16 protein-coding genes, 1 tRNA gene and 2 pseudogenes are annotated in these 19,568 nt (G+C 36.1%); 10 read left to right on the forward strand and 9 right to left on the reverse strand.

Annotated features, from left to right (window positions below; translation table 11 throughout):
- Positions 1 to 762: 762 nt before the first annotated feature.
- From FW754_RS13580 to FW754_RS13600, 5 genes and pseudogenes are all read right to left on the reverse strand, one after another.
- Positions 763 to 1,057: pseudogene (locus FW754_RS13580) on the reverse strand (hypothetical protein).
- A 367-nt stretch (positions 1,058 to 1,424) separates the two neighbouring features.
- Positions 1,425 to 1,622: an acyl-CoA thioesterase gene (locus FW754_RS13585; protein WP_446324927.1), complete on the reverse strand. Its 198-nt coding sequence runs from the start codon at positions 1,620 to 1,622 to the stop codon at positions 1,425 to 1,427.
- A gap of 86 nt (positions 1,623 to 1,708) precedes the next feature.
- A tRNA-Met gene (locus FW754_RS13590) sits at positions 1,709 to 1,785 on the reverse strand.
- 107 nt (positions 1,786 to 1,892) lie between these two features.
- Entirely contained in the window at positions 1,893 to 2,099 is a 207-nt protein-coding gene (locus FW754_RS13595; protein ID WP_409512035.1) for a hypothetical protein, read from the reverse strand.
- 361 nt (positions 2,100 to 2,460) lie between these two features.
- Positions 2,461 to 2,628, reverse strand: a pseudogene (locus FW754_RS13600) (aminotransferase class I/II-fold pyridoxal phosphate-dependent enzyme); the annotation flags it as partial.
- Between the two features lie 135 nt (positions 2,629 to 2,763).
- Here FW754_RS13600 and FW754_RS13605 point away from each other — a divergent pair.
- From FW754_RS13605 to FW754_RS13615, 3 genes are all read left to right on the forward strand, one after another.
- Positions 2,764 to 2,946, forward strand: a complete 183-nt coding sequence (locus FW754_RS13605; protein ID WP_446324928.1) for a helix-turn-helix transcriptional regulator — start codon at positions 2,764 to 2,766, stop codon at positions 2,944 to 2,946.
- Positions 2,947 to 3,076: 130 nt separating this feature from the next.
- Entirely contained in the window at positions 3,077 to 3,868 is a 792-nt protein-coding gene (locus tag FW754_RS13610; RefSeq protein WP_409512037.1) for a pseudouridine synthase, read from the forward strand.
- A 230-nt stretch (positions 3,869 to 4,098) separates the two neighbouring features.
- Complete coding sequence (locus FW754_RS13615) at positions 4,099 to 5,127, forward strand: ELM1/GtrOC1 family putative glycosyltransferase (protein WP_446324929.1); 1,029 nt, start codon at positions 4,099 to 4,101, stop codon at positions 5,125 to 5,127.
- 310 nt (positions 5,128 to 5,437) lie between these two features.
- Here FW754_RS13615 and FW754_RS13620 read toward each other — a convergent pair whose 3' ends face one another.
- A complete protein-coding gene (locus FW754_RS13620; RefSeq protein ID WP_446324930.1) occupies positions 5,438 to 7,147 on the reverse strand; it encodes a M61 family metallopeptidase in 1,710 nt (569 codons plus the stop codon).
- A gap of 182 nt (positions 7,148 to 7,329) precedes the next feature.
- Between FW754_RS13620 and FW754_RS13625 the strand changes: the two genes are divergently transcribed.
- The 6 genes from FW754_RS13625 (at position 7,330) to FW754_RS13650 (ending at position 15,595) form a co-directional block, all read left to right on the forward strand.
- A complete protein-coding gene (locus tag FW754_RS13625) occupies positions 7,330 to 8,592 on the forward strand; it encodes a D-alanyl-D-alanine carboxypeptidase PBP6B (RefSeq protein WP_409512040.1) in 1,263 nt (420 codons plus the stop codon).
- Between the two features lie 171 nt (positions 8,593 to 8,763).
- Positions 8,764 to 10,050 (forward strand): NAD(P)/FAD-dependent oxidoreductase, encoded by a 1,287-nt coding sequence (locus FW754_RS13630; RefSeq protein ID WP_446324931.1) that lies wholly within the window; start codon positions 8,764 to 8,766, stop codon positions 10,048 to 10,050.
- Between the two features lie 136 nt (positions 10,051 to 10,186).
- The gene (locus tag FW754_RS13635) at positions 10,187 to 10,669 is read left to right on the forward strand and encodes an FKBP-type peptidyl-prolyl cis-trans isomerase (protein ID WP_409512042.1); all 483 of its coding nucleotides are present in this window, start codon (positions 10,187 to 10,189) and stop codon (positions 10,667 to 10,669) included.
- Positions 10,670 to 10,759: 90 nt separating this feature from the next.
- A complete protein-coding gene (locus tag FW754_RS13640; protein ID WP_446324932.1) occupies positions 10,760 to 11,794 on the forward strand; it encodes a hypothetical protein in 1,035 nt (344 codons plus the stop codon).
- A 35-nt stretch (positions 11,795 to 11,829) separates the two neighbouring features.
- On the forward strand, positions 11,830 to 13,260 hold the full coding sequence (locus tag FW754_RS13645; RefSeq protein WP_446324933.1) for a cryptochrome/photolyase family protein: 1,431 nt from the start codon (positions 11,830 to 11,832) through the stop codon (positions 13,258 to 13,260).
- A gap of 100 nt (positions 13,261 to 13,360) precedes the next feature.
- Entirely contained in the window at positions 13,361 to 15,595 is a 2,235-nt protein-coding gene (locus FW754_RS13650; RefSeq protein WP_446324934.1) for a hypothetical protein, read from the forward strand.
- A 44-nt stretch (positions 15,596 to 15,639) separates the two neighbouring features.
- Here the strand turns inward: FW754_RS13650 and FW754_RS13655 are convergent, their stop codons facing one another.
- Together FW754_RS13655 and yaaA are read right to left on the reverse strand one after the other, a co-directional pair.
- The gene (locus FW754_RS13655) at positions 15,640 to 16,269 is read right to left on the reverse strand and encodes an HD domain-containing protein (protein ID WP_446324935.1); all 630 of its coding nucleotides are present in this window, start codon (positions 16,267 to 16,269) and stop codon (positions 15,640 to 15,642) included.
- Between the two features lie 28 nt (positions 16,270 to 16,297).
- Positions 16,298 to 17,077, reverse strand: coding sequence for a peroxide stress protein YaaA (yaaA, locus tag FW754_RS13660; RefSeq protein ID WP_419348101.1), 780 nt, complete (start codon positions 17,075 to 17,077; stop codon positions 16,298 to 16,300).
- A gap of 124 nt (positions 17,078 to 17,201) precedes the next feature.
- On the opposite strand from yaaA, the gene FW754_RS13665 reads away from it, so the two are divergent.
- On the forward strand, positions 17,202 to 17,834 hold the full coding sequence (locus FW754_RS13665; RefSeq protein ID WP_409512048.1) for an alpha/beta hydrolase: 633 nt from the start codon (positions 17,202 to 17,204) through the stop codon (positions 17,832 to 17,834).
- A gap of 55 nt (positions 17,835 to 17,889) precedes the next feature.
- Here FW754_RS13665 and rtcR read toward each other — a convergent pair whose 3' ends face one another.
- Positions 17,890 to 19,488 (reverse strand): RNA repair transcriptional activator RtcR, encoded by a 1,599-nt coding sequence (gene rtcR / locus FW754_RS13670; RefSeq protein ID WP_446324936.1) that lies wholly within the window; start codon positions 19,486 to 19,488, stop codon positions 17,890 to 17,892.
- Between the last annotated feature and the right edge of the window lie 80 nt (positions 19,489 to 19,568).

A 19,568-nucleotide genomic window follows, 5' to 3' on the forward strand; every position in this document is an offset into this window, starting at 1 on the left:
AGGGCTTTCTCGAACAATTCTCGTTCCACAACTACTCGTTGCTGATCAAAAGCTTGGTGGGTATCCTTTATGAATTGCATTTGTTTGCACCAACTGCTCAGATACTTTCTGTAGTCGATCCGATACTTCGTTTAATCTTTTCCACAGTGATAAACTTGGTTCATTCACATACGCCCCATTATTTTTGGCAATAAAAAAGCACCCTTCCCGGTGCTTTTAGATTTACTTTTCAATTTGGTATATGTTGAATAATATCTGTAATACATACCGCCAAACCGATAAAACTGAATAATGTTAACAAATAGATAAATATGTATGATTCGGATAACTTGTATTTAAAAATCATAAAACCTTAAATGGCTAAACTTTAAGTATAGTAATAATCATTATCAATTGAAAACACAATACTATTGATCTACTTTCTAGTCATTTTTTCATATAGCTTTATCTGAAATGAAGAAATGTATTTGAGTAATTTTTTCAAGACATTAAATTTGAAGATAAAACAAGTAAATAGCAATATAATTAAATTCTCAATCATGCCAAGAATGAAATTAGTCGCAATGTGATCAGGATTATGAAGTATACCTCCAATAGTTAGAAAGCTTTTAATCACTCATTCTTTGAAATCCACGGCAGATTCTAAGCAGATGGTTTCTTCTTCCTCTGCTCAATCAATTAGATCCATGGGTGGAAATGATCTGATCTTTTCACCTTTTAATCTATTAACTGCATTTTAATCCAATTAATCGTAAAACCTGATTAAATTTGATGAGGCTCAAGATGTACAGTTGATCCCCTTTCTTCGGACAAATCATATTTATACAATACAATTGCTATCTTTTTGCCACCATGCCCCACTGACCATGAGCTGCCAGCAATTTCTAGCTGATTCAAATTGAAATTTTCTGCGATAACCAATGTTGTTTTCTTCTAACTCTTGAAATAAAGATTTTTCAGCTTCAAAATATTTTTATTCTTTAGCAAATTGCTTAGTTCTTAGTTTGGTTTTAAGTGGGCGTTTCTTGGTTTTCCAAAAATAGCTGTCTTCATCCATAAAGTACGCCCATTAAAAAACCACCAGAAGGTGGTTTAAACATCTAATGAAGCTACTTGCTCTGAAAGTCGTGAAGCTGCTTCTCCGCATCCGTAATAATTAACCGAATCTCAGCTTCTCTTTTCTTCTTACTATCCTGATGTGCAATTACACCTAAGAAATAAATAACTACAGTCAAGCCTACAAGTATTGAAAAAATATAAGTTTTAATTTTCACCACCGTTTTATTGTAGTTTATTAACAATCTATTTTATTAATTTTTTTATATATAACAATAGTATTTTTTTACTATTTGATAAATTTTGTATTTTCAACAATAAATAGAGTCTCGCATAATTTCAATAAACGCCATACATAAAAAAGACACCTAGGCACCTTTCATCATTTGCCTTTGTCGCCTAACTAAACCAAGTGCTTCTTTACGCTCATAGATTTCATCATCGGAATAAGGGAGTAATACTTTTAAATCCTTATTAGTCAATGAGCTGTTTTCAATTAATGTACAGTCTTGCTCAGTAGTCCAACAAGACTTTGGAAATTCAGATTTCTTACTTTGTCTTTTCATAACTTTATTTTAGTCAAAATTCAGGCATAAAAAAACCCTAATAAGCACGAAGCTAGTTAGGGTATTAAACTTTAATTTCTTTTCGTTGGTAGCGGGAGCTGGATTTGAACCAACGACCTTCGGGTTATGAGCCCGACGAGCTACCAGACTGCTCCATCCCGCATCAACGAAGTGTCTTTATACGCCTAAAATACAAGTAATACAATCATTATTAAATTTATCTAATACATAGCCAAATATAAAAACTCATATATTGGGTTTTTATATTACTTAATGTTCAATAATTTTAAATATTTTTCCAGTATTTACACTTTGAAAAAACATTTCAAAGCTAGGGCGAATCAGTTCATTGTCTACAATAATATATTTAATTCGTTCATAGGTTTTAACTGCACTTGATACAACTTCATCTAAAGTCGCTTCAATGGCGTAATTCGCGCCAAATTGATCTTGTACATTAATATTAAGTTTATTCATAAAAATACCTCAAAAAGTCAAATAACAAACAGTCTAAGACTGCAAAAGTGGCATTCAATATTTATTAAATTTAGTAGTTATATATTGAACGCTCAACAATATACGTTAAAAAACACCTTCTAGGGAATTTTTTTGCATGTCATACACATCTCTAAAATTCAGGTATTAAAAAAGCCCCACATTTCTGTGAGGCTTCCCCCCTTATTCAATTGCGCTGATTAAGGATTATTTTTTGCTATTTATTCTAAATAACCATTGAAGTTTTACTAAACAATTTAGCTCAAGTCAAACTTATTTACTAAAAGCCATCTTTTCGATGACCAAAAAATACTCACCATCAACTCTTGCCTGAAATTCGTTCTCGCCATGCTGTCGCACCAAAATATTTCGAGAATGAATAAACCGAAATCGTATTATTGGGCAAATTGCAAAAAGAGTTCTAAAAATCTTCTACAAAAGTACCATAAACATCGTCAGTCAAAATAATTAGATTAGGACGTTTTTTCACAATATCGGCAATAATTTCTAATCTTTAAAACAGCATATTTAAATGCAGGTGGTAAGGTATCTGAGCTTGAAGAGGAAGATGAGATAGAGATTATGTGTCATCAACAGCTCAAATGGATTGATTTGAAGATTTAATACTAAGCTTGAAAGAAGTGTCATGACGGAAATTGATCGCAGAATTCGAGCGAAAGAATTTATGAGACTGCTCGCAATTGGTAATGATAAATTTTACGACTTCGTAAAATATGGTGCTATACAGCAACCAGTTCGGCAAACTGAAAAAGATGTGTTTTGGTACTCATCTTATGTTCGGAATAAAGTTGAAGAGCGTAAAGCTTAATATGATATAGTAGCCCACATTCTAGTGGGCATTTTCTTTTACTCAGCTACCTATTCTCCCTAAAACGGGTAATTAAACGGGTAACCCACGCAATCCACAATATTCTATCTATATATATCAATTGGTTACTATGAAAATTGTAATTCTAAATAAGCCTTATGACGTGCTCTCCCAATTCCGTAAAGATGAAGCACACATGACCATGTCCGACTTTGTCAGCGATCCAGATTTACGTCTTGCTGGTCGTTTAGATATGGACTCAGAAGGTCTCGTTTTCTTAACCGATCACGGTGGGCTAAATCAGTACATTACCAATCCTGCAAATAAAAAGTTCAAAACTTATGTTGTGCAAGTTGAAGGTGATGTAACTGAAGAAGCACTTGAACAATTGCGTAAAGGTGTTGAGCTAAAAGATGGCATGACTTTGCCTGCAAAAGCTGAAAAAATTGAACAACCTGAATGGTTGTGGGATCGTGATCCTCCAGTACGTTTCCGTGCCAATGTGCCAACTTCTTGGGTTGAAATTCAGATTTGTGAAGGTCGTAACCGCCAAGTACGTCGCATGACTTCATCTGTAGGCTTCCCGACTTTACGTTTGATTCGTACACGTATTGGTGCAATTGATCTTGTTCAAATGGGTTTAAAACCAGGTGAAATCAAAGAAATCGAACCACTACTGTATCCTGACTTCCAGAATCTTCCTCCAGAAGAACCGTATCGTTCTCGTTCTTATGTGAAAAAACCAGGGGGTACAGGTGGTAAACCAATGGTTCGTAAAAATAAAGATGGTTCTGTAAAGAAAACATCGGGTACGAAGCGTATTTGGCAAATGGATGATAGCGAAAAGCCAAAACGTAAAACCAATGGTACAACGCGTCCAAACTCGAAAGCGCCTCGTGGTCGTGGACGCAACGGTCGTTAATTTTTCCTGATCATTAAAGTTAAATACAAAAAGTTCACTTCGGTGGGCTTTTTTTAGCTCAATTTTTAAGTGTTCTGAATAACAATAACTCAAAATAAAATCATCAGTGGAAAAGGCATCAAATTGCTTTAAGCCTAGATTAAGCACTGTTTAATTTTTGATTAATTAGCCATTAATCTAACAAGGTTATGCTTACTTTATACAAAATTCAACGAAGTAAGGATGCGACTGTGACGATCAATACTACGCTACAACATCTACCCAATATATTAGTGATCCATGATGGTCGTAAAGGTCACTTGAATCCATCACTCGCTATTGCTGAAATGATTTCAGAACAGCATCCTTTTAATACAATATCTTTTCAACTGCCAATTCAATTGAATAAAAAATTGGTCAGCATATTAAAAAAGCTTTCTCACTTTCCCCAGATATTTCAAATAATTGGACAAATTTTCTTCAAATTTCAACCACAAGGCATTGAAAATACAAAACTCATTGTGTGTTCAGGGATGCCCAATCTGATTTATGCAGCCTATTTATCACGTAAATACCATATTCCCCTGCTGTACTCTGGCGGAACACGGAAATTCAATACCGCTTTAATAAATTGGATTGTTGCCTCTGTTCCTGAGAACAATGCCTGCACACAAATTATTGTTCCTGTTAGTCCAACGCTTGCTCAATTTTCCACAATTCGAAATACACTCCCCTTACAAGAAGCAAGTTTATTACTGGGTGGAGCAACCGAAGAATATCCTTTTAATCAACAACACATCAGCACAATAATTGAAAATTTCACTCAGTTTTGTCAGCAACATCATTTACAAGGCAATATTATAACTTCTAGACGAACAGCACCTTTTTCTGAAAATATGCTGCAATGGATGACACAACAGCAGTTACGTTTAATCACACCGATGCAAAATATTGCAGTTTGCGATATTTTACAGCGTAGCCAATATGCTTTTGTCACTTCAGATAGCGACACTATGTTGTCCGAAGCGTTACACACTGGGCGTACAGTCATTTCTGTTGGTTTAAACTATACAACAGCAAGCTTTTTTGATCCCTTAATAGCACAACACTATTTGCAACGTAAAACCTGTGAGGATTTACACACTGCAATTGAATTGCCAAGTCCACTGATGCGAAATGCAATTGCTCAACCTATTCTAAATGCACTCAATCCAATACTCAAAAATAGCGTATTGCAAAACACAACTCACTCACCACATTCCATTCAACATTTTGCTTAAGCTTAGAACTCTCTTAAACTCAACATACATGGCTATTTTCAAAAACATTGAAAATGGCATCAAAAAAGCGCGGTCTATAGTTATGCCGATCCTTTATGTTAATAATTATACAAAATCCTAAAAATCTCCCATAATCCCTCTTAAAAAGAGGAAAAATCTCAACTTTAATAAATTTTCCTTATTGAAAGCTCCCTCCTTTGGAAAAGGAGGGTTTGAGAGAATTCAAAGAATTATTAACAGACTAACATCAACCATTTACATTGCATCTTTAAACACATATCAATCTGATATATAAAAATATATTAAGATTTTAAGCACGTGCTTTCAACCAAGTATCTGCTTTGTTTTGATCAGTAACATTTAGTTCAACTTCCGTTAAAGCTGAACCACCTGTTTGTACATCAAACTGAATAAACTCATCACGGCGGAATGCAAATACAGTATATGTACCTTCTTGTTTAGCATACTTTTCAACAAGTTTAACTGTTGCTTTAATGCCATCAATCGCCACAATCACATCATTAGCAGATAGACCCGCTTGAACAGCAACACCATCACGACGTGCAGACTGAATCAATACACCTTCAGGTTTATCAACAAGTTTTAAGCCCAGAGGTAAAGACTTGTCATTTTTCAATGTATAGTTTAAACCAAACTCTGGAAGTAATTGATCTAAAGGTAATTCATCTGTGGTATTGATAAGATGATTAATCTGTTCAATCCAATCATCACCTGTCAATTCATTACATAAATCGACAATAGTACGTTCATTCACTTGAATGCCATTCTGTGCATTTTCATACAGTTTACGCATCAATGCATCTAGGCTTGAACCACGTAAACGTAAACCCATATCTAAGCACAACGCCACTAAACAACCTTTGTTATAGTAACTTGTACCGGCATTATTTGAATTTTCATCTTGGCGATAAAATTTCACCCATGCATCAAAGCTTGACTCTGAAACTGATTGAATTGCTCGACCTGGATTTTGCAAATATCGATCAATTTGTGCTTTTAACAATTTAATGTAGGATTCCTGAGAAATCACACCGCTACGAAGTAAAATTAAATCATCATAATATGAAGTGAAGCCTTCAAAAATCCACAATAAAGAGGTATAGCCTTCTTGATTCAAATCATAATTAGCAAAATTTTCAGGGCGAATAAATTTCACTAACCATGAGTGGAAATATTCATGGCTACATAAACCTAAGAAACGTTGATAATCTGCTGAAGGTTCTTCTGGCTCATCAGTTTTAGGTAAGTCATCACGCGGAGTAATCAAACTCGTGCTATTAGGATGCTCAAGACCACCATAACTATTACCTGTTGCCATGGTCATAAAGGTATAATTTTTAAACGGTGCAGAACCAAACATTGAAATTTCTGTGGCACAAATTTTTTCAATGTCTTGCTGCATACGAGCTATATTCATCGCATGTTTACCCGAAACCACAAATTCATGTGGAATGCCATTGGCTTCAAAGCTGAAGCGAGTTTGCTCTGCTAACTCAAATGGCGAATCAATCAACTGCGCATAATTGTCTGCTTTTAAGGTAAAACGACCTTTGACCAAACTTTTTGACGCTAAGCCTGTCGCAATTTGAAAATGCTTCAACTCAGGTGGCAAGAAAACTTCAACTTCAACTGCTTTATGCTCTTGCCCATCTAAGCCTAAACATAAACATGCTGGATTGACATACAGACGTGTTTGATCGACATAGGCACCACGTACCGATAAATCATAGGCATAAACATCATATTCAACTGTAATCAATTCATGATCAGTATTAAATAAACGCCATTTATTTTTTTCAAATTTGCTGATTTTAAGTACACGCCCAGCTTCATCATACGCGCGAACAGATTCAATATGCTTAGAAAACTCACGAATCAGATAGCTGCCCGGAATCCATGTGGGTAATGATAAAACCTGTGTTGGATCTGCAAGAAAACGCAGTGTGACATGAACTAAATGCTGACGATAATCGTCAAATTCGATCTGATAGTGCAACATAATTTTGCTTCAACAAACAGTGGAAAGTTAATTTAACAATTAGATTATCATTTTTTATAAATTCATGCAGAAATTGCCGTATTTATCTACAAAACTGGCTAGCGAAATCATATAAAAAAGCATAGGATTCGCAGTGATTTCTATATTCATCGCCATCGGATTGGCTATAAAAGGTATCTCTGTTGAAAATTTTGACTTCCACACTGGCAATACTCAGCCTGTGTTGCTCCACGTTTGTAAATTCTGCACTACTTAATATCAATCCACAGTCTGTCGAGGCTGAGTCTTGGACAATCCTTGACACACAAACAGGGCAAATTATTGCTGAGCATAATAGTCATGTTCAGCGTGCACCTGCCTCTATGACCAAAATGATGGTTGCCTACATTGCACTTAAAGAAATTAAAGCAGGACATTTGCGTAAAGATGAGGTTTTAACCGCAACGCCTGTAGTGCAGATGGTACAGTGGGATGAATCTCAAATGTATCTCAAACAAGGGGAACAAATTTCAATAGATCAGCTATTAGCAGGTTTGGTTGTAATGTCTGCCAATGATGCCGCTGTGACCCTTGCAGAACGTATTTCAGGCGATGTTCCCGCATTTATTGTTCGAATGAATAAAGAAGCGCAAGCTTTGGGTATGAAGGACACGCATTTTGCCAATGCACCAGGTGTGACCATGCCTGATCATTTTTCATCGGCACATGACATGGCGCTATTAGGTCAAGCGGTAACTCAAAATACGCCTGAATATATGCATTATTCAGTCATGCCAAATTTTAGCTACAAGCAACGCTTTCACCATGCAACGAATCTTGTTTTAAAAAATGATCCAAGTGTCGATGGCTTAAAAACGGGTTTCACTAGAGCTGCGGGTTACAATCTTGCACTCAGCGCCAAACGTCCTTCAGGTTTAATTGAATCGCCTGATCGCCGTTTAGTTGTAGTCGTAATGGGCGCTAAAAGTGCTATTAAACGTGCTGAAGTTGCACATAAACTATTAAATTTAGGTTATAGCTATACACGTGATGAAGTTGCCATTAAGGATAAACAACTGATTGCTGAACTCCCTGTGGTCAAATCAACATTAAAGATTTTTAAAGTTGAAGCCAAAAAACCACAACTTGTCACCACTTCACTGTATAGCAACCCTACCCCAATTGACTTGATGACTTTTGATAATCTCAATTCTAAAGTCATGCAAACACATGCCAATGGTGTCATCAGTACTATCGAACCTTTACAAACAACAAAAACTAAACTCAATGTCGAATTGAATGAAACTTCACTGACCGCCCCATTGGCTCAAATCATGCATTTGGCTAAAGTCAATGTTTATCAAGGTGATCAACTGATTCAAACTTTTGATATTGAAGATGATGTCCAAATCGAACAAGCCTCATGGATTGAGCGCCTGATCAATTGGTTAAAGTCTTTGTTTTAACTTAATCGATTATTAATAACGAGATACCAAAAACAGAAAACAATAAAACCAAGCTTTGAACTTGGTTTTATTGTAAAAATGTAATTTGTAAAACAAGAATCATAAAAATATTTCAATGGAATGGCATATTAGTGCCATTCCATTTTTTATAACAACAATTAGGTAATTTTTATGTCCAATCTACATCATATTGTGATTGTTGGTGGTGGCGCAGGCGGACTCGAGCTCGCAACTCAACTTGGCGATACCATTGGTAAATCATCCAAAGCCAAAATCACCTTAGTCGATCAAAAGCTCACACATATTTGGAAACCTCTTCTGCATGAAATTGCGGCTGGAACAATGAACCCAAATGATGAGGAAACTAACTATTATGCTCATTCAGCCAAACATCACTATGAGTTTGTCTTAGGACGCTTTGAAAAATTAGATCGTGAACAAAAGATTATTTCACTGAGTAAAACTCAAAGTACCAAATACGACAGCTCAACAGATTCATATACATTAAGTTATGACACACTTATTTTAGCTGTCGGATCAGTGTCCAATGATTTCAATACCCCTGGTGTCAAAGATTATTGCCACTATTTAGATAGTCGAAAACAAGCTGATATTTTCCAACAAGATCTTTTACATTTATATCTAGACGCACAAAATAAAAATATTGATCGTGACTTAAAAATTGCAGTTATTGGTGCAGGTGCAACAGGCGTAGAATTATCTGCTGAATTGGTTGAAGCCAAGCAAAATTTTTATAAATATGGTTTGAATAAAATCAACCCTCAAAATGTACAAATTACACTAATTGAAGGTGCAGATCGAATTTTACCTGCTTTAAATGAAAAAATAGCTGCACATGCAAATCAACAATTACAACGTATGAAAATTGAAGTACTCACAGCAAAGCGTGTTGAAAAAGTTGATGCAGATAAAGTGTGGTTTACCGATGGTACGTCTATTGATGCACAACTTAAAGTATGGGCAGCAGGTATTCAAACACCGTCTGTCATTGCTAATTTAGAAGGTTTTAATCAAGACCGAATGGGCCGTTTAGATGTATATGCCACATTACAAACCAAAGCCGATCCATCTATTTTTGCCTTTGGTGATTGCGCATGTTGTATTTTAGACGCGCGTGAACCTCCACTAGGACCTCGTGCACAAGTCGCAAGCCAACAAGCCGCTTTTTTAGTGGAAGCCATGAGTGCTCGTCTAAGTGGTCGTCAGCAACCTATGTTTCAATTTTCAGATAAAGGCTCTTTGGTTTCACTTAGTAAAAATAAAGCGGTAGGTGAATTAATGGGGCAAGTGAATGTACAAGGTTTCATTGCCAAGTCGATGTATGTTTCACTCTATCGTATTCATCAAGCCACAATTTATGGTTATGCACATGCAGGTTTACTGACGGCTAAAGATTTTGTTACACGAAAAATCTCTCCACGCATTAAATTACATTGAAATTGCACAAACTGCCCTTATTAATGAAAAAACGGTCATAAAACCGATGAACATGCATTTTTTTAGAAATTTTAGTCTACAAAAAATGCATTTCACTTTATGATAGCTTCCTTAAAATATTGAATGGATCAATGACATGACTGCAATTGCAAATAACCACGTGGTTTCTTTCCACTATACGTTGACTAACGCTGAAGGTGAGCAACTTGACAAATCACAAGGTGAGCCACTTGTCTATTTGCAAGGCGCTGGTAACATCATTCCAGGTCTTGAAAAAGCACTTTTAGGCAAAACAACTGGTGATAAATTCACAGTAACGATTCCTGCTGCTGAAGCGTATGGTGAATACAACACTGATTTAGTTCAAGAAGTTCCTGCTCAAATGTTCCAAGGTGTTGAAAACATCGAAGCAGGTATGCAGTTCCAAGCACAAACTGATGATGGCGTTCAAATTGTTACTGTTAAAGCAATTGAAGGCGACAACATTATTGTTGATGCTAACTTCCCTCTTGCTGGTCAAGATTTAACTTTTGATGTTGAAATTGCTGAAGTTCGTGATGCATCTGCTGAAGAAATTGAGCATGGTCATGTACACGGTGCAGGTGGTCATCACCACTAAGATCTAACTGATCTGAAAAGGCAAAGTAAATACTTTGCCTTTTTTATGTCAAAAAGAATAAATTCTATCAAAATGACAGAAATAATAAAAATGAAGCTCACAATTCCTTTTGTACTCTTAAGCATAAACCTAATTACGTCATATACCTATGCAAAAGAAAAAATTCAAACCGTCCAATGCCATATTTCATCACCTAATTGGGCAAATGAACTGAATAAAGTTTATCAACTCGATGAATTTTATGTGTATTACTCAGATCTACCCAATAGTGAGCATAAAATTCCACAAACAGCAGATATCAACAAAAATACTATTCATGATTATGTTGAAAATATTGCTCTTCAAGCTAAAAGTAGCCGTGATATGTTCCACCTAGCAGGCTTTCGCTCTCCACTCAAATCACCTCGTTATCAAAACCATGCAACAGGAATTGCCATTTTTTTGCAAAATATGAAGGGAAATGGAATAGCCTTTGAAAGAGCAGCTCAACATCCTAATATTGCAAAAGATATGATTCAAATGCCGTGTTCTATTGCTTTGGTTATTTCCAATAACTTAGATGGTTTTCCAGGCTCTTGGGCCACTGTTACTCATGAATTTTTTCATTTATACCAATATAGTTATACACAATTTAAAAATTCATGGTATTTGGAAAGTCTAGCATTTTGGGCAGACCGCTCACTAAAACGAGAGAATGGAAGTGGCACTAGAAATCTCCCTACTCTCCCACAGAATCCAACTGATTTTTATAAACAAATTTATAAACAGCCCTATACCCATATTTGGCGTAGACTTTTTTTAATTAATGATACTGATGTACTTAAAATTCCAGATCACATGAAGAATCGAATCTATATTGGTGGTCAAAAAGTCTTTGCAGATGACGAATGGCGTGGTACTCAGTTTGTACTCAAATTTATGCAAGATATGGAAAAAGAATCTAATCTAATTACACAACAACATGATTGGCCCGAATACCATTGGAAAGAAAATGACCAACGTTTATCTGCATGGAATCCAATTATTTTTGGACTCATTCAAAAACAACTACAACAGCCACAATATGATCAAACTGAAATTCAATTCATACGTACAGTTGATTTAAAGTCCATAAAAAGTGAATAATCAAAAATAATTATCTAGAATTATTCAGCCTCGTTATGTCAGAAAATACACTCATTTGGTTTAGACAAGACTTACGACTACACGACCATAGTGCTTTGTGGCATGCAACAACATCAGGTTCAGCGATTGCCTTAGTCATACTCTCACCTGAGCAATGGCAACAACATGATGATGCCCCTATCAAAATTGATTTTTATTTACGTCAATTGTTACAACTCAAAATAGACTTGGCGCAGCTTAATATTCCACTCATTATTAAAACTATACCACTTTGGCACGATATCGCACCGTATATTCAACAGATGTGTAATGACTTAAGTATTCAACATGTTCATGCAAATATCGAATGTGGTGTGAATGAGTTACAGCGTGATTTTAAAATACAAAAATTACTGAATGAACATGCCCAAGATTTAATTTTACATCATGATCGTACACTTTTTCCTGTCGGTTCAATTCGTAATAAAAGCAATACGCCCTATCAAGTGTTTGGTGCATTTAAAAAATATTGCTATGAACAGCTTAGTATTTCGATTCCACAGTGCTACCCAAAACCTGAGATTCAAACCCCGATTGCTTATAACATTGAATCGGAAGACATTCCAAAAGTAGAACAAATTTACTCATCGAATTGGCAAACCAATACACATCCTATATGGACTATATCGGAGCAACATGCTTGGTCTTTACTTGATAATTTTATTGAAGATCGTGTTGAGCATTATCATACTGAACGTGATTTTCCACATATTGAGGGAACAAGCCAACTTTCGAGCTATTTAAACATAGGGATTCTCTCTATTCGACAGTGTATTCAAGCCTTATTTCGTTCGCAAAATGGCTATTTTCAAATTGAGTCAACAGGTCAACAGACATGGCTCGATGAACTATTATGGCGTGAATTCTATCAGCATATTTTGTTCGATTTTCCTCGTGTATCGAAAAACTTTCCTTTCAAAATTAGTACTCAAAATATTCCTTGGCGTAATGCGCCTGATGATTTACAGGCTTGGCAAAATGCAAAAACAGGTATTCCGATTGTCGATGCAGGTATGCGTCAAATGCTTGCAACAGGTTGGATGCATAATCGTGTTCGTATGATTGTTGCGATGTTTCTGTGTAAAAACCTCCTCATCGATTGGCGACAAGGCGAACAATGGTTTATGCAACACCTTGTGGATGGCGATTTGGCTGCCAATAATGGTGGATGGCAATGGTGTGCATCGACAGGAACAGATGCTGTGCCTTATTTCCGAATTTTCAATCCGATCAGTCAGTCAATCAAGTTTGATCCGCAAGGCGACTATATTCGTCAATGGTTACCTGAACTTGCGCATTTAGATGCCAAGACCATTCATGAACCTTATGCTAAAAATCCCGATATGTTGTTAGACTATCCAAAACCGATTGTTGACCTTAAAAGTAGCCGTATTCGTGCAATTGAAGCCTTTAAGCAAAATAGTTAAGTTAATCAGTTTAATTCATTACGTAATTTATATACATAATGGATAGTGATTTGATATTCTTGCGAAAAATATCTTTCATCGCTTTAAAAAGAAGAATCGTATGAGTAGAAAAACACAACAAGATATGCACGTATTGATGCAACACTTTCATGCTAAGACATTGCCTGAGAATGGTTTACGCTATTCAGAACGATTATTTCAAATTACAGCAAATTATAGCGATGAAAGTCTTGATCAACTTGATCAATTACTCATCGACTTACATCATCAAAATATTCGCCCCAATGATCTTGTTGCAGAGTTTGATGGTCTTAAATTTCTGATGAGTATTTCAGGCTACTTATGCGAAACCATCAACCAAAGAACCTCTACAGAAACAGAATGGTATAACTATCATGAAGCTATAAAAATTTTACCTTCTGATTATAATCTGCCTCTCGATTTCTTTTCTTCAATGGTAGCAATCATTGAAAAGCAAGTTTGTCTGCCTTTAGGTGTTTTACAAGATTTACTCTATCAAGGTACTGAATCAAAACGCAATTGTAAAAATTACGTAGAAAGCCGTTGTGAGACCATCAATCAAAGTAAAAAGCGCGACACCAATGAAATGGCGAAACAATATCTTTCGGCATTACAAAATAATACTTATATGCCCGGTGGAAACTATTATCGGAGCAGCACTGATCTGATTGATTTTGATTTTTCTATACGCAGTGTCGCTGAACTCGATGTCTTACTACAAAGTATTAGAGAAACTGAATTACTCACAGAACAGGATTTTGCATCTTTTTTTCAAAATAGAGAAAAACTTAACTTCCTCATTGGGATGACTTATTATTTGGGTGCAGTCATCGCACATTTGGGACAAAACTCGCTAAAGTGGTTTGACTTTGCCGAATATAAAGCCCGTTTTAGCAATGAACCTGATCTTGAATTCCGCCATGAATTTGATCAGGTCTGTGTGACGGAAGATCGTATGTCATTCCCAATGACAGTACTTACGACTTTACTTTTTGACTCCTCAGCCAACAATCAAAGCTGTGTCGCATATATTCAAAATCAAACCTCAGATTTACAATCGGGACCTATTCGGTATTTTCCATCCTCTTTACGTTTTGCAACGGATGCTTCACTACCACCAAATATACAGACTGCTTTTGCACAGGCAGGTTTTTTTGCGGCTTATGCCAGCTTTATGATGCAAGGTTCGTCTTTCCCCCCGATGGTTCTTGTCCCTGAAGGAGAAAAAATTAATATCGTAAAAGAAATGTCTGACAATGCTCGATCTGAGATATTAAAAAAGCTCGATGAAAATATCTATCAACACCCTTATTTAATTTTTTGCGAGGATATTCACGCCTACCCACCCTCTGGTCGTACAGATGCAATCTATATGAAAATTCGGGTATACGACACAACGCCTATCGATTTAACACTCATTATTCCCTATCAACCAAAAACAGCAACGCAAGCTGAAAAAGTATTTTCAGCAATTCGCTATTCTGAATCAGATATTCCTGAACATTTGCTTAACCCTGCAATGGCTGAATTTTATAAACAAGCCTTTGAGTTTATCAATGCTTTTACACATGAAAAGCTTTGGGAAGAGTGCTTTGAAGAGCATATTTTACTGAAACCGCTTGAAGATGCAGCCTCAGAAGATCATTTGCATAAGTTCAAAACACAAATTATTGCAATACTAAATACACATCAAAAAAAACAATCTAATCAACAAGCTTATACACCTGAAGCATCGACTCACGCTACATCTAATCCATCCATTCAGCAGCAAACAGCGACACCTCAACCACAAAGTACACAAGCTACATTGGCAAGTCACACATCGACACGAGCTATTCTAGCTGTCCTAGATGATGCTGATAATACACCACAGCAAAAACAAGAAGCAGTTGCGCTACTCAAAACTAAAGCATTACAACATGATATAGATGCAATGCAAGTCATCGCTTACTTCTATGCCAATGGTAAATATGTAGAACGCAATCCTAAACAAGCTTTATACAATTTGATTGAAGTTGCTAAAGTGAAATTAGACGAAGAGTCCTTTGATACAGCGATGGGCTTTTTTGCAGCACCTGAAAATGGTATTCACGCCGAAGATAAAGAGGCAGAAAGTTGGCTACTCGATTTAGCTGCACGTTATGATCAGGCTACACAAGAAAAACCTTCTTTTGATAAGTCAATTCCACAAAATAATACGTCCACTACACGTGCCCGCCGTCAACAGAAACAAGCTTTAGATGGCACACAATGGTTTATTCGTATTGGTATAGGATTGGTCATTTTATTGTTTTTAATTATTATTTTTAAATAATCATCAATCAGACATCATCTAGGATTGATTGTTGATGATGTCTTTCATTTTTTAGACAACATCTTCAACAGATTTTGCTTCGCCTGATCTTCAAATAAATGATTAAAGTAATGCGTTTGATAAATTGGCTGCATCTGATAAAAATACTGCAAAACTTCAGCTCGTTTTAGCTTATACAAGTCAGATTCAACCCAAGCATATTCCTGCTGAATTTGCTGTTCATATTCGGCAAAGCGAGCTGTTGAACTTCCTAGTATTGCCAAATCTATGTCAAGTAAATAGCTCAAATCTTGATCAGCTGATGCTTGATGTTTTTTTGTCGCAATAATCCAATCATAGACTTTTTGAATTTGATCAGATGCCAATAAATTTGAACAAGACTTTTGCATCAACTCTGCACTTTGTTCTTCATTATCTATGGCTTTAGGATCATAAATCACATCGTGGAACCAAATCGCAAGTTCAATTGCGATGGTATCATTCAACTGTTCTTTAATTTGATGAAATAAATCAAGGCATTCAACTATATGTTGATAAGTATGATAGTGACGCTGTGACTCAGAATAGGCATTTATAAGTAATGAATATAACTCTTCTACTTGCTTATTATCTAAGTTCAATTCAGCCGAAAATTGTGCCCAATACTGCTGAAATTTCTCATGATCATTTTGCATTGGGCACCTCACTCTTAGGCTAAATCACTTAAGCCACTTTCTCATCACGTTTAAAAACGAGTTCACCTTTCAATGAGCTTTCTGCATCAAAATAATAACCATCCGTATTAAATGATTTAATACCATCTACTTGATCAATTTGATGTTCAATCATATAGCGTGCCATCAAACCACGGGCTTTTTTGGCATAAAAACTAATGACTTTATATTTACCGTTTTTCTGATCTAAAAATACGGGTTTAATAATCTCTGCCTGAATTTTGGCTTCTTTTACAGATTTATAATATTCATCTGAAGCAATATTCAATAAAATTTTAGCATCTACTTGCTCTAAATCATCATTAATCAATTGAGTAATTTGATCTTCCCAAAATTGATATAAATTCGAACCGCGTTCATTGGCAAGTTTTGTGCCCATTTCTAAACGATATGGCATCATCAAATCAAGTGGACGCAATAAACCATATAAACCTGATAAGCTACGTAAATGATTTTGTGCAAAATTGAGATTATCTTGCGACAAACTATATCCATCTAAGCCAGTATAAACATCACCTTTAAATGCAAAAATAGCTTGACGCGCATTGGCAAAACTAAAGTCAATATTCCAATCACGAAAGCGCTCTGCATTTAATTGTGCAATTTTTTCACTTACACTCATCAAATTGGCGATTTCTGAAGCAGATAACTTACGACTAACGTCGATAAGCTGTTGTGATTGATCAAGTAATCTTGGTAAAGTGTGGCTATCTGTAGGTAGCGCAGTTTCGTAATCGAGTGTTTTTGCGGGTGAAATTAAAGCAAGCATGGTTTTCCTGATCAAAAAATAACTAATCAAACTATAACAGTCAGAATATTTTAATGCCAATTTGTGTTTTCTGTGAGCAAAATCGGTAAAATACACCTTCTCCCTACTATTTATTGTTTAAATTATGTCCGAACAACTGTTCATACAAGGTTCGGTTGGCAAAATTGAAGTTTTTGCTGACTATCCTGTGGGCGAAGTAAAAGGATTTGCTGTCGTTTGTCATCCACACCCGCTTCAGGGTGGTACACCTCAACATAAAGTTCCCGCTTTACTTGCTCAGATTCTGACTGAACAGGGATGTGTCGTCTATCGCCCAAGTTTTCGTGGTTCAGGTCAATGCGAAGGTATCCACGATGAAGGTTTTGGCGAAACTGATGACATTTTAGATGTTATTAAACATGTTAGACAATTACACAAAGGTCTACCTTTCTATACAGGAGGCTTTAGTTTTGGGGCACATGTAATGGCAAAAGCCTATCATGCGCTACAAGATGAGCTCAAACCTATACAGATGATCTTATGTGGTCTACCAACGACAACTGTAGATGGTATTCGTAATTATGAAACGCCCGCCATTAAGGGTGATATTCTATTTGTACATGGTGAAGCTGATCCAACCACAAAATTAAGTGATTTGATAGAATGGGCGAAACCTCAACGTCATATTATTACGGTTTTACCGGGTGCAAATCATTTCTTTACGGGCTACTTAAAACAGTTAAGAATTGCAATTTCACGTTTTTTACTTGTTCCTTAAAACGAATATTGCTTTGTACGTAATACATAAATGGGGGCAATTATTGCCCCTATTTTTATTGAGAAATTACATTCCAAGTCAACCCAAACTTTGCCAAATACTTCTTCACCCGATCACTGTCATTGGTACTCTGCCGTTCCGCTCTAGACACAGCAAATAAACGCCGTCCCGCATCTGCCATCGACTTCGATTTGCGACAAATTTCAATCACCCCTTCAAGTTGAATACGATCAAATTCATCTATTTCAGCAATCTGTTGATGATTCAGAATAGCGCTTAATCCTGAATATTGTTTTTCTACATGTTCACCAATATTCCAAATATTTTGCAGTCTTTTAATTTCAGCATTCACCTCATTTAAACCAATACGCTCACCATTTGCCAATGTCGCCATACGCGTAACACTTGCAGTTAAATCACGAAAATTCCCTTGCCAAGTCGCCTCATGTGATTGTGCAAACTGTAAATATTTCTCCAAAGCATCACTATGAAAACGTAATTGCCGTTGATGTACATTGGCGAAGCGCTGTAATTCAAACTCAATATTGGGTGCAATGTCTTCACGACGTTCTTTCAAGCTCGGTAAAAAAAATGTCCATGTATTTAAACGTGCCCATAAATCTTCACGAAATCGCCCTGCTCGAACTTCTTCTCGTAAATCTCGATTTGTCCCTGCAATCAATTGAAAATCAGCTTGAACTTCTTTATCACTTCCGACAGGAAAAAATATTTTATCTTCCAATACCTTGAGTAGCATAGCTTGCTCATCTAAACCCAACTCACCTATTTCATCGAGAAATAAAATACCCTTATCTGCACTTTTTAAATAACCTGTTCGTGCCGAAACTGCCCCCGTAAATGCACCTTTGCTATGTCCAAATAATGTAGACATTGCACCATCACCAACTAAAGTGGCACAGTTGACATCAATAAATCGCCCAGTTAGATGAAACTTTTCTTTTTTAAGAGCATAAATTTGTTTTGCCAATTGTGACTTACCTACACCTGTTGCGCCCATAATTAAAATAGGTGCACTTGATCTTGTAGCAACAAGTTCAACTTCTAGAATCATTTGATTAAAGTTCAAATTTTTAGTGGCAATATTAGATTTGAGCTGTTGCCAATTTTCCAATTGTTCATGCTCAAAACGCTGCGTTAAAGCGGCATAACGTGATAAATCTAAATCAATAATGCGATATTCACCTTCAGGTTGTTGCTTACCTGTCGGAGAACTTTGAATGAGTTTTGCAGGTAAATAATGCGCATCGATGAGTAAATACCAACAAATTTGTGCGACGTGCGTTCCTGTAGTGATATGTAAAAAGTAATGATTTCTTTCTATATCAAATGGGTAGGATTTTACAAAATCGTACAACCCACCGTACATATCGGAAAAATCCCACGGATCTCGAATATTGACTTGATGCCCTTTAATCTGTGTATGTGGTGAAATCTGCAAAGCATCTTTTTGTAAGTGCTCAATCAGACTTGAACTGCGACGATCATGTAATAGAACCAATTCATCAACCAACAAATCTTCATGCATCAGTAGGCTTAGCGTTGGTCGCCACCGTTGCCAACGCTCTTCTTTTTTGCCTTGATCGAGTGTTGAACCGACAAAACCAATCACAACTGTCTTTTTAGATTTTTGCATATTTTCTATAAAATTTTATAGTTTCAATTATTTTAATATAGCTAATTCAACTTAAAAAACAATTTTATTTGTGACTTTGG

The sequence above is a fragment of the Acinetobacter sp. 1207_04 genome (assembly GCF_052850415.1).

Excerpts from the sequence above, each read along its gene's own strand:
- FW754_RS13610 (WP_409512037.1), top strand. The coding sequence starts at position 3,077 with ATGAAAATTGTAATTCTAAATAAGCCTTATGACGTGCTCTCCCAATTC.
- FW754_RS13650 (WP_446324934.1), top strand. The coding sequence starts at position 13,361 with ATGAGTAGAAAAACACAACAAGATATGCACGTATTGATGCAACACTTT.
- FW754_RS13640 (WP_446324932.1), top strand. The coding sequence starts at position 10,760 with ATGAAGCTCACAATTCCTTTTGTACTCTTAAGCATAAACCTAATTACG.
- FW754_RS13630 (WP_446324931.1), top strand. The coding sequence starts at position 8,764 with ATGTCCAATCTACATCATATTGTGATTGTTGGTGGTGGCGCAGGCGGA.
- FW754_RS13620 (WP_446324930.1), bottom strand. The coding sequence starts at position 7,147 with ATGTTGCACTATCAGATCGAATTTGACGATTATCGTCAGCATTTAGTT.
- FW754_RS13605 (WP_446324928.1), top strand. The coding sequence starts at position 2,764 with ATGACGGAAATTGATCGCAGAATTCGAGCGAAAGAATTTATGAGACTG.
- rtcR (WP_446324936.1), bottom strand. The coding sequence starts at position 19,488 with ATGCAAAAATCTAAAAAGACAGTTGTGATTGGTTTTGTCGGTTCAACA.
- FW754_RS13585 (WP_446324927.1), bottom strand. The coding sequence starts at position 1,622 with ATGAAAAGACAAAGTAAGAAATCTGAATTTCCAAAGTCTTGTTGGACT.
- FW754_RS13595 (WP_409512035.1), bottom strand. The coding sequence starts at position 2,099 with ATGAATAAACTTAATATTAATGTACAAGATCAATTTGGCGCGAATTAC.
- FW754_RS13635 (WP_409512042.1), top strand. The coding sequence starts at position 10,187 with ATGACTGCAATTGCAAATAACCACGTGGTTTCTTTCCACTATACGTTG.
- yaaA (WP_419348101.1), bottom strand. The coding sequence starts at position 17,077 with ATGCTTGCTTTAATTTCACCCGCAAAAACACTCGATTACGAAACTGCG.
- FW754_RS13665 (WP_409512048.1), top strand. The coding sequence starts at position 17,202 with ATGTCCGAACAACTGTTCATACAAGGTTCGGTTGGCAAAATTGAAGTT.
- FW754_RS13645 (WP_446324933.1), top strand. The coding sequence starts at position 11,830 with ATGTCAGAAAATACACTCATTTGGTTTAGACAAGACTTACGACTACAC.
- FW754_RS13655 (WP_446324935.1), bottom strand. The coding sequence starts at position 16,269 with ATGCAAAATGATCATGAGAAATTTCAGCAGTATTGGGCACAATTTTCG.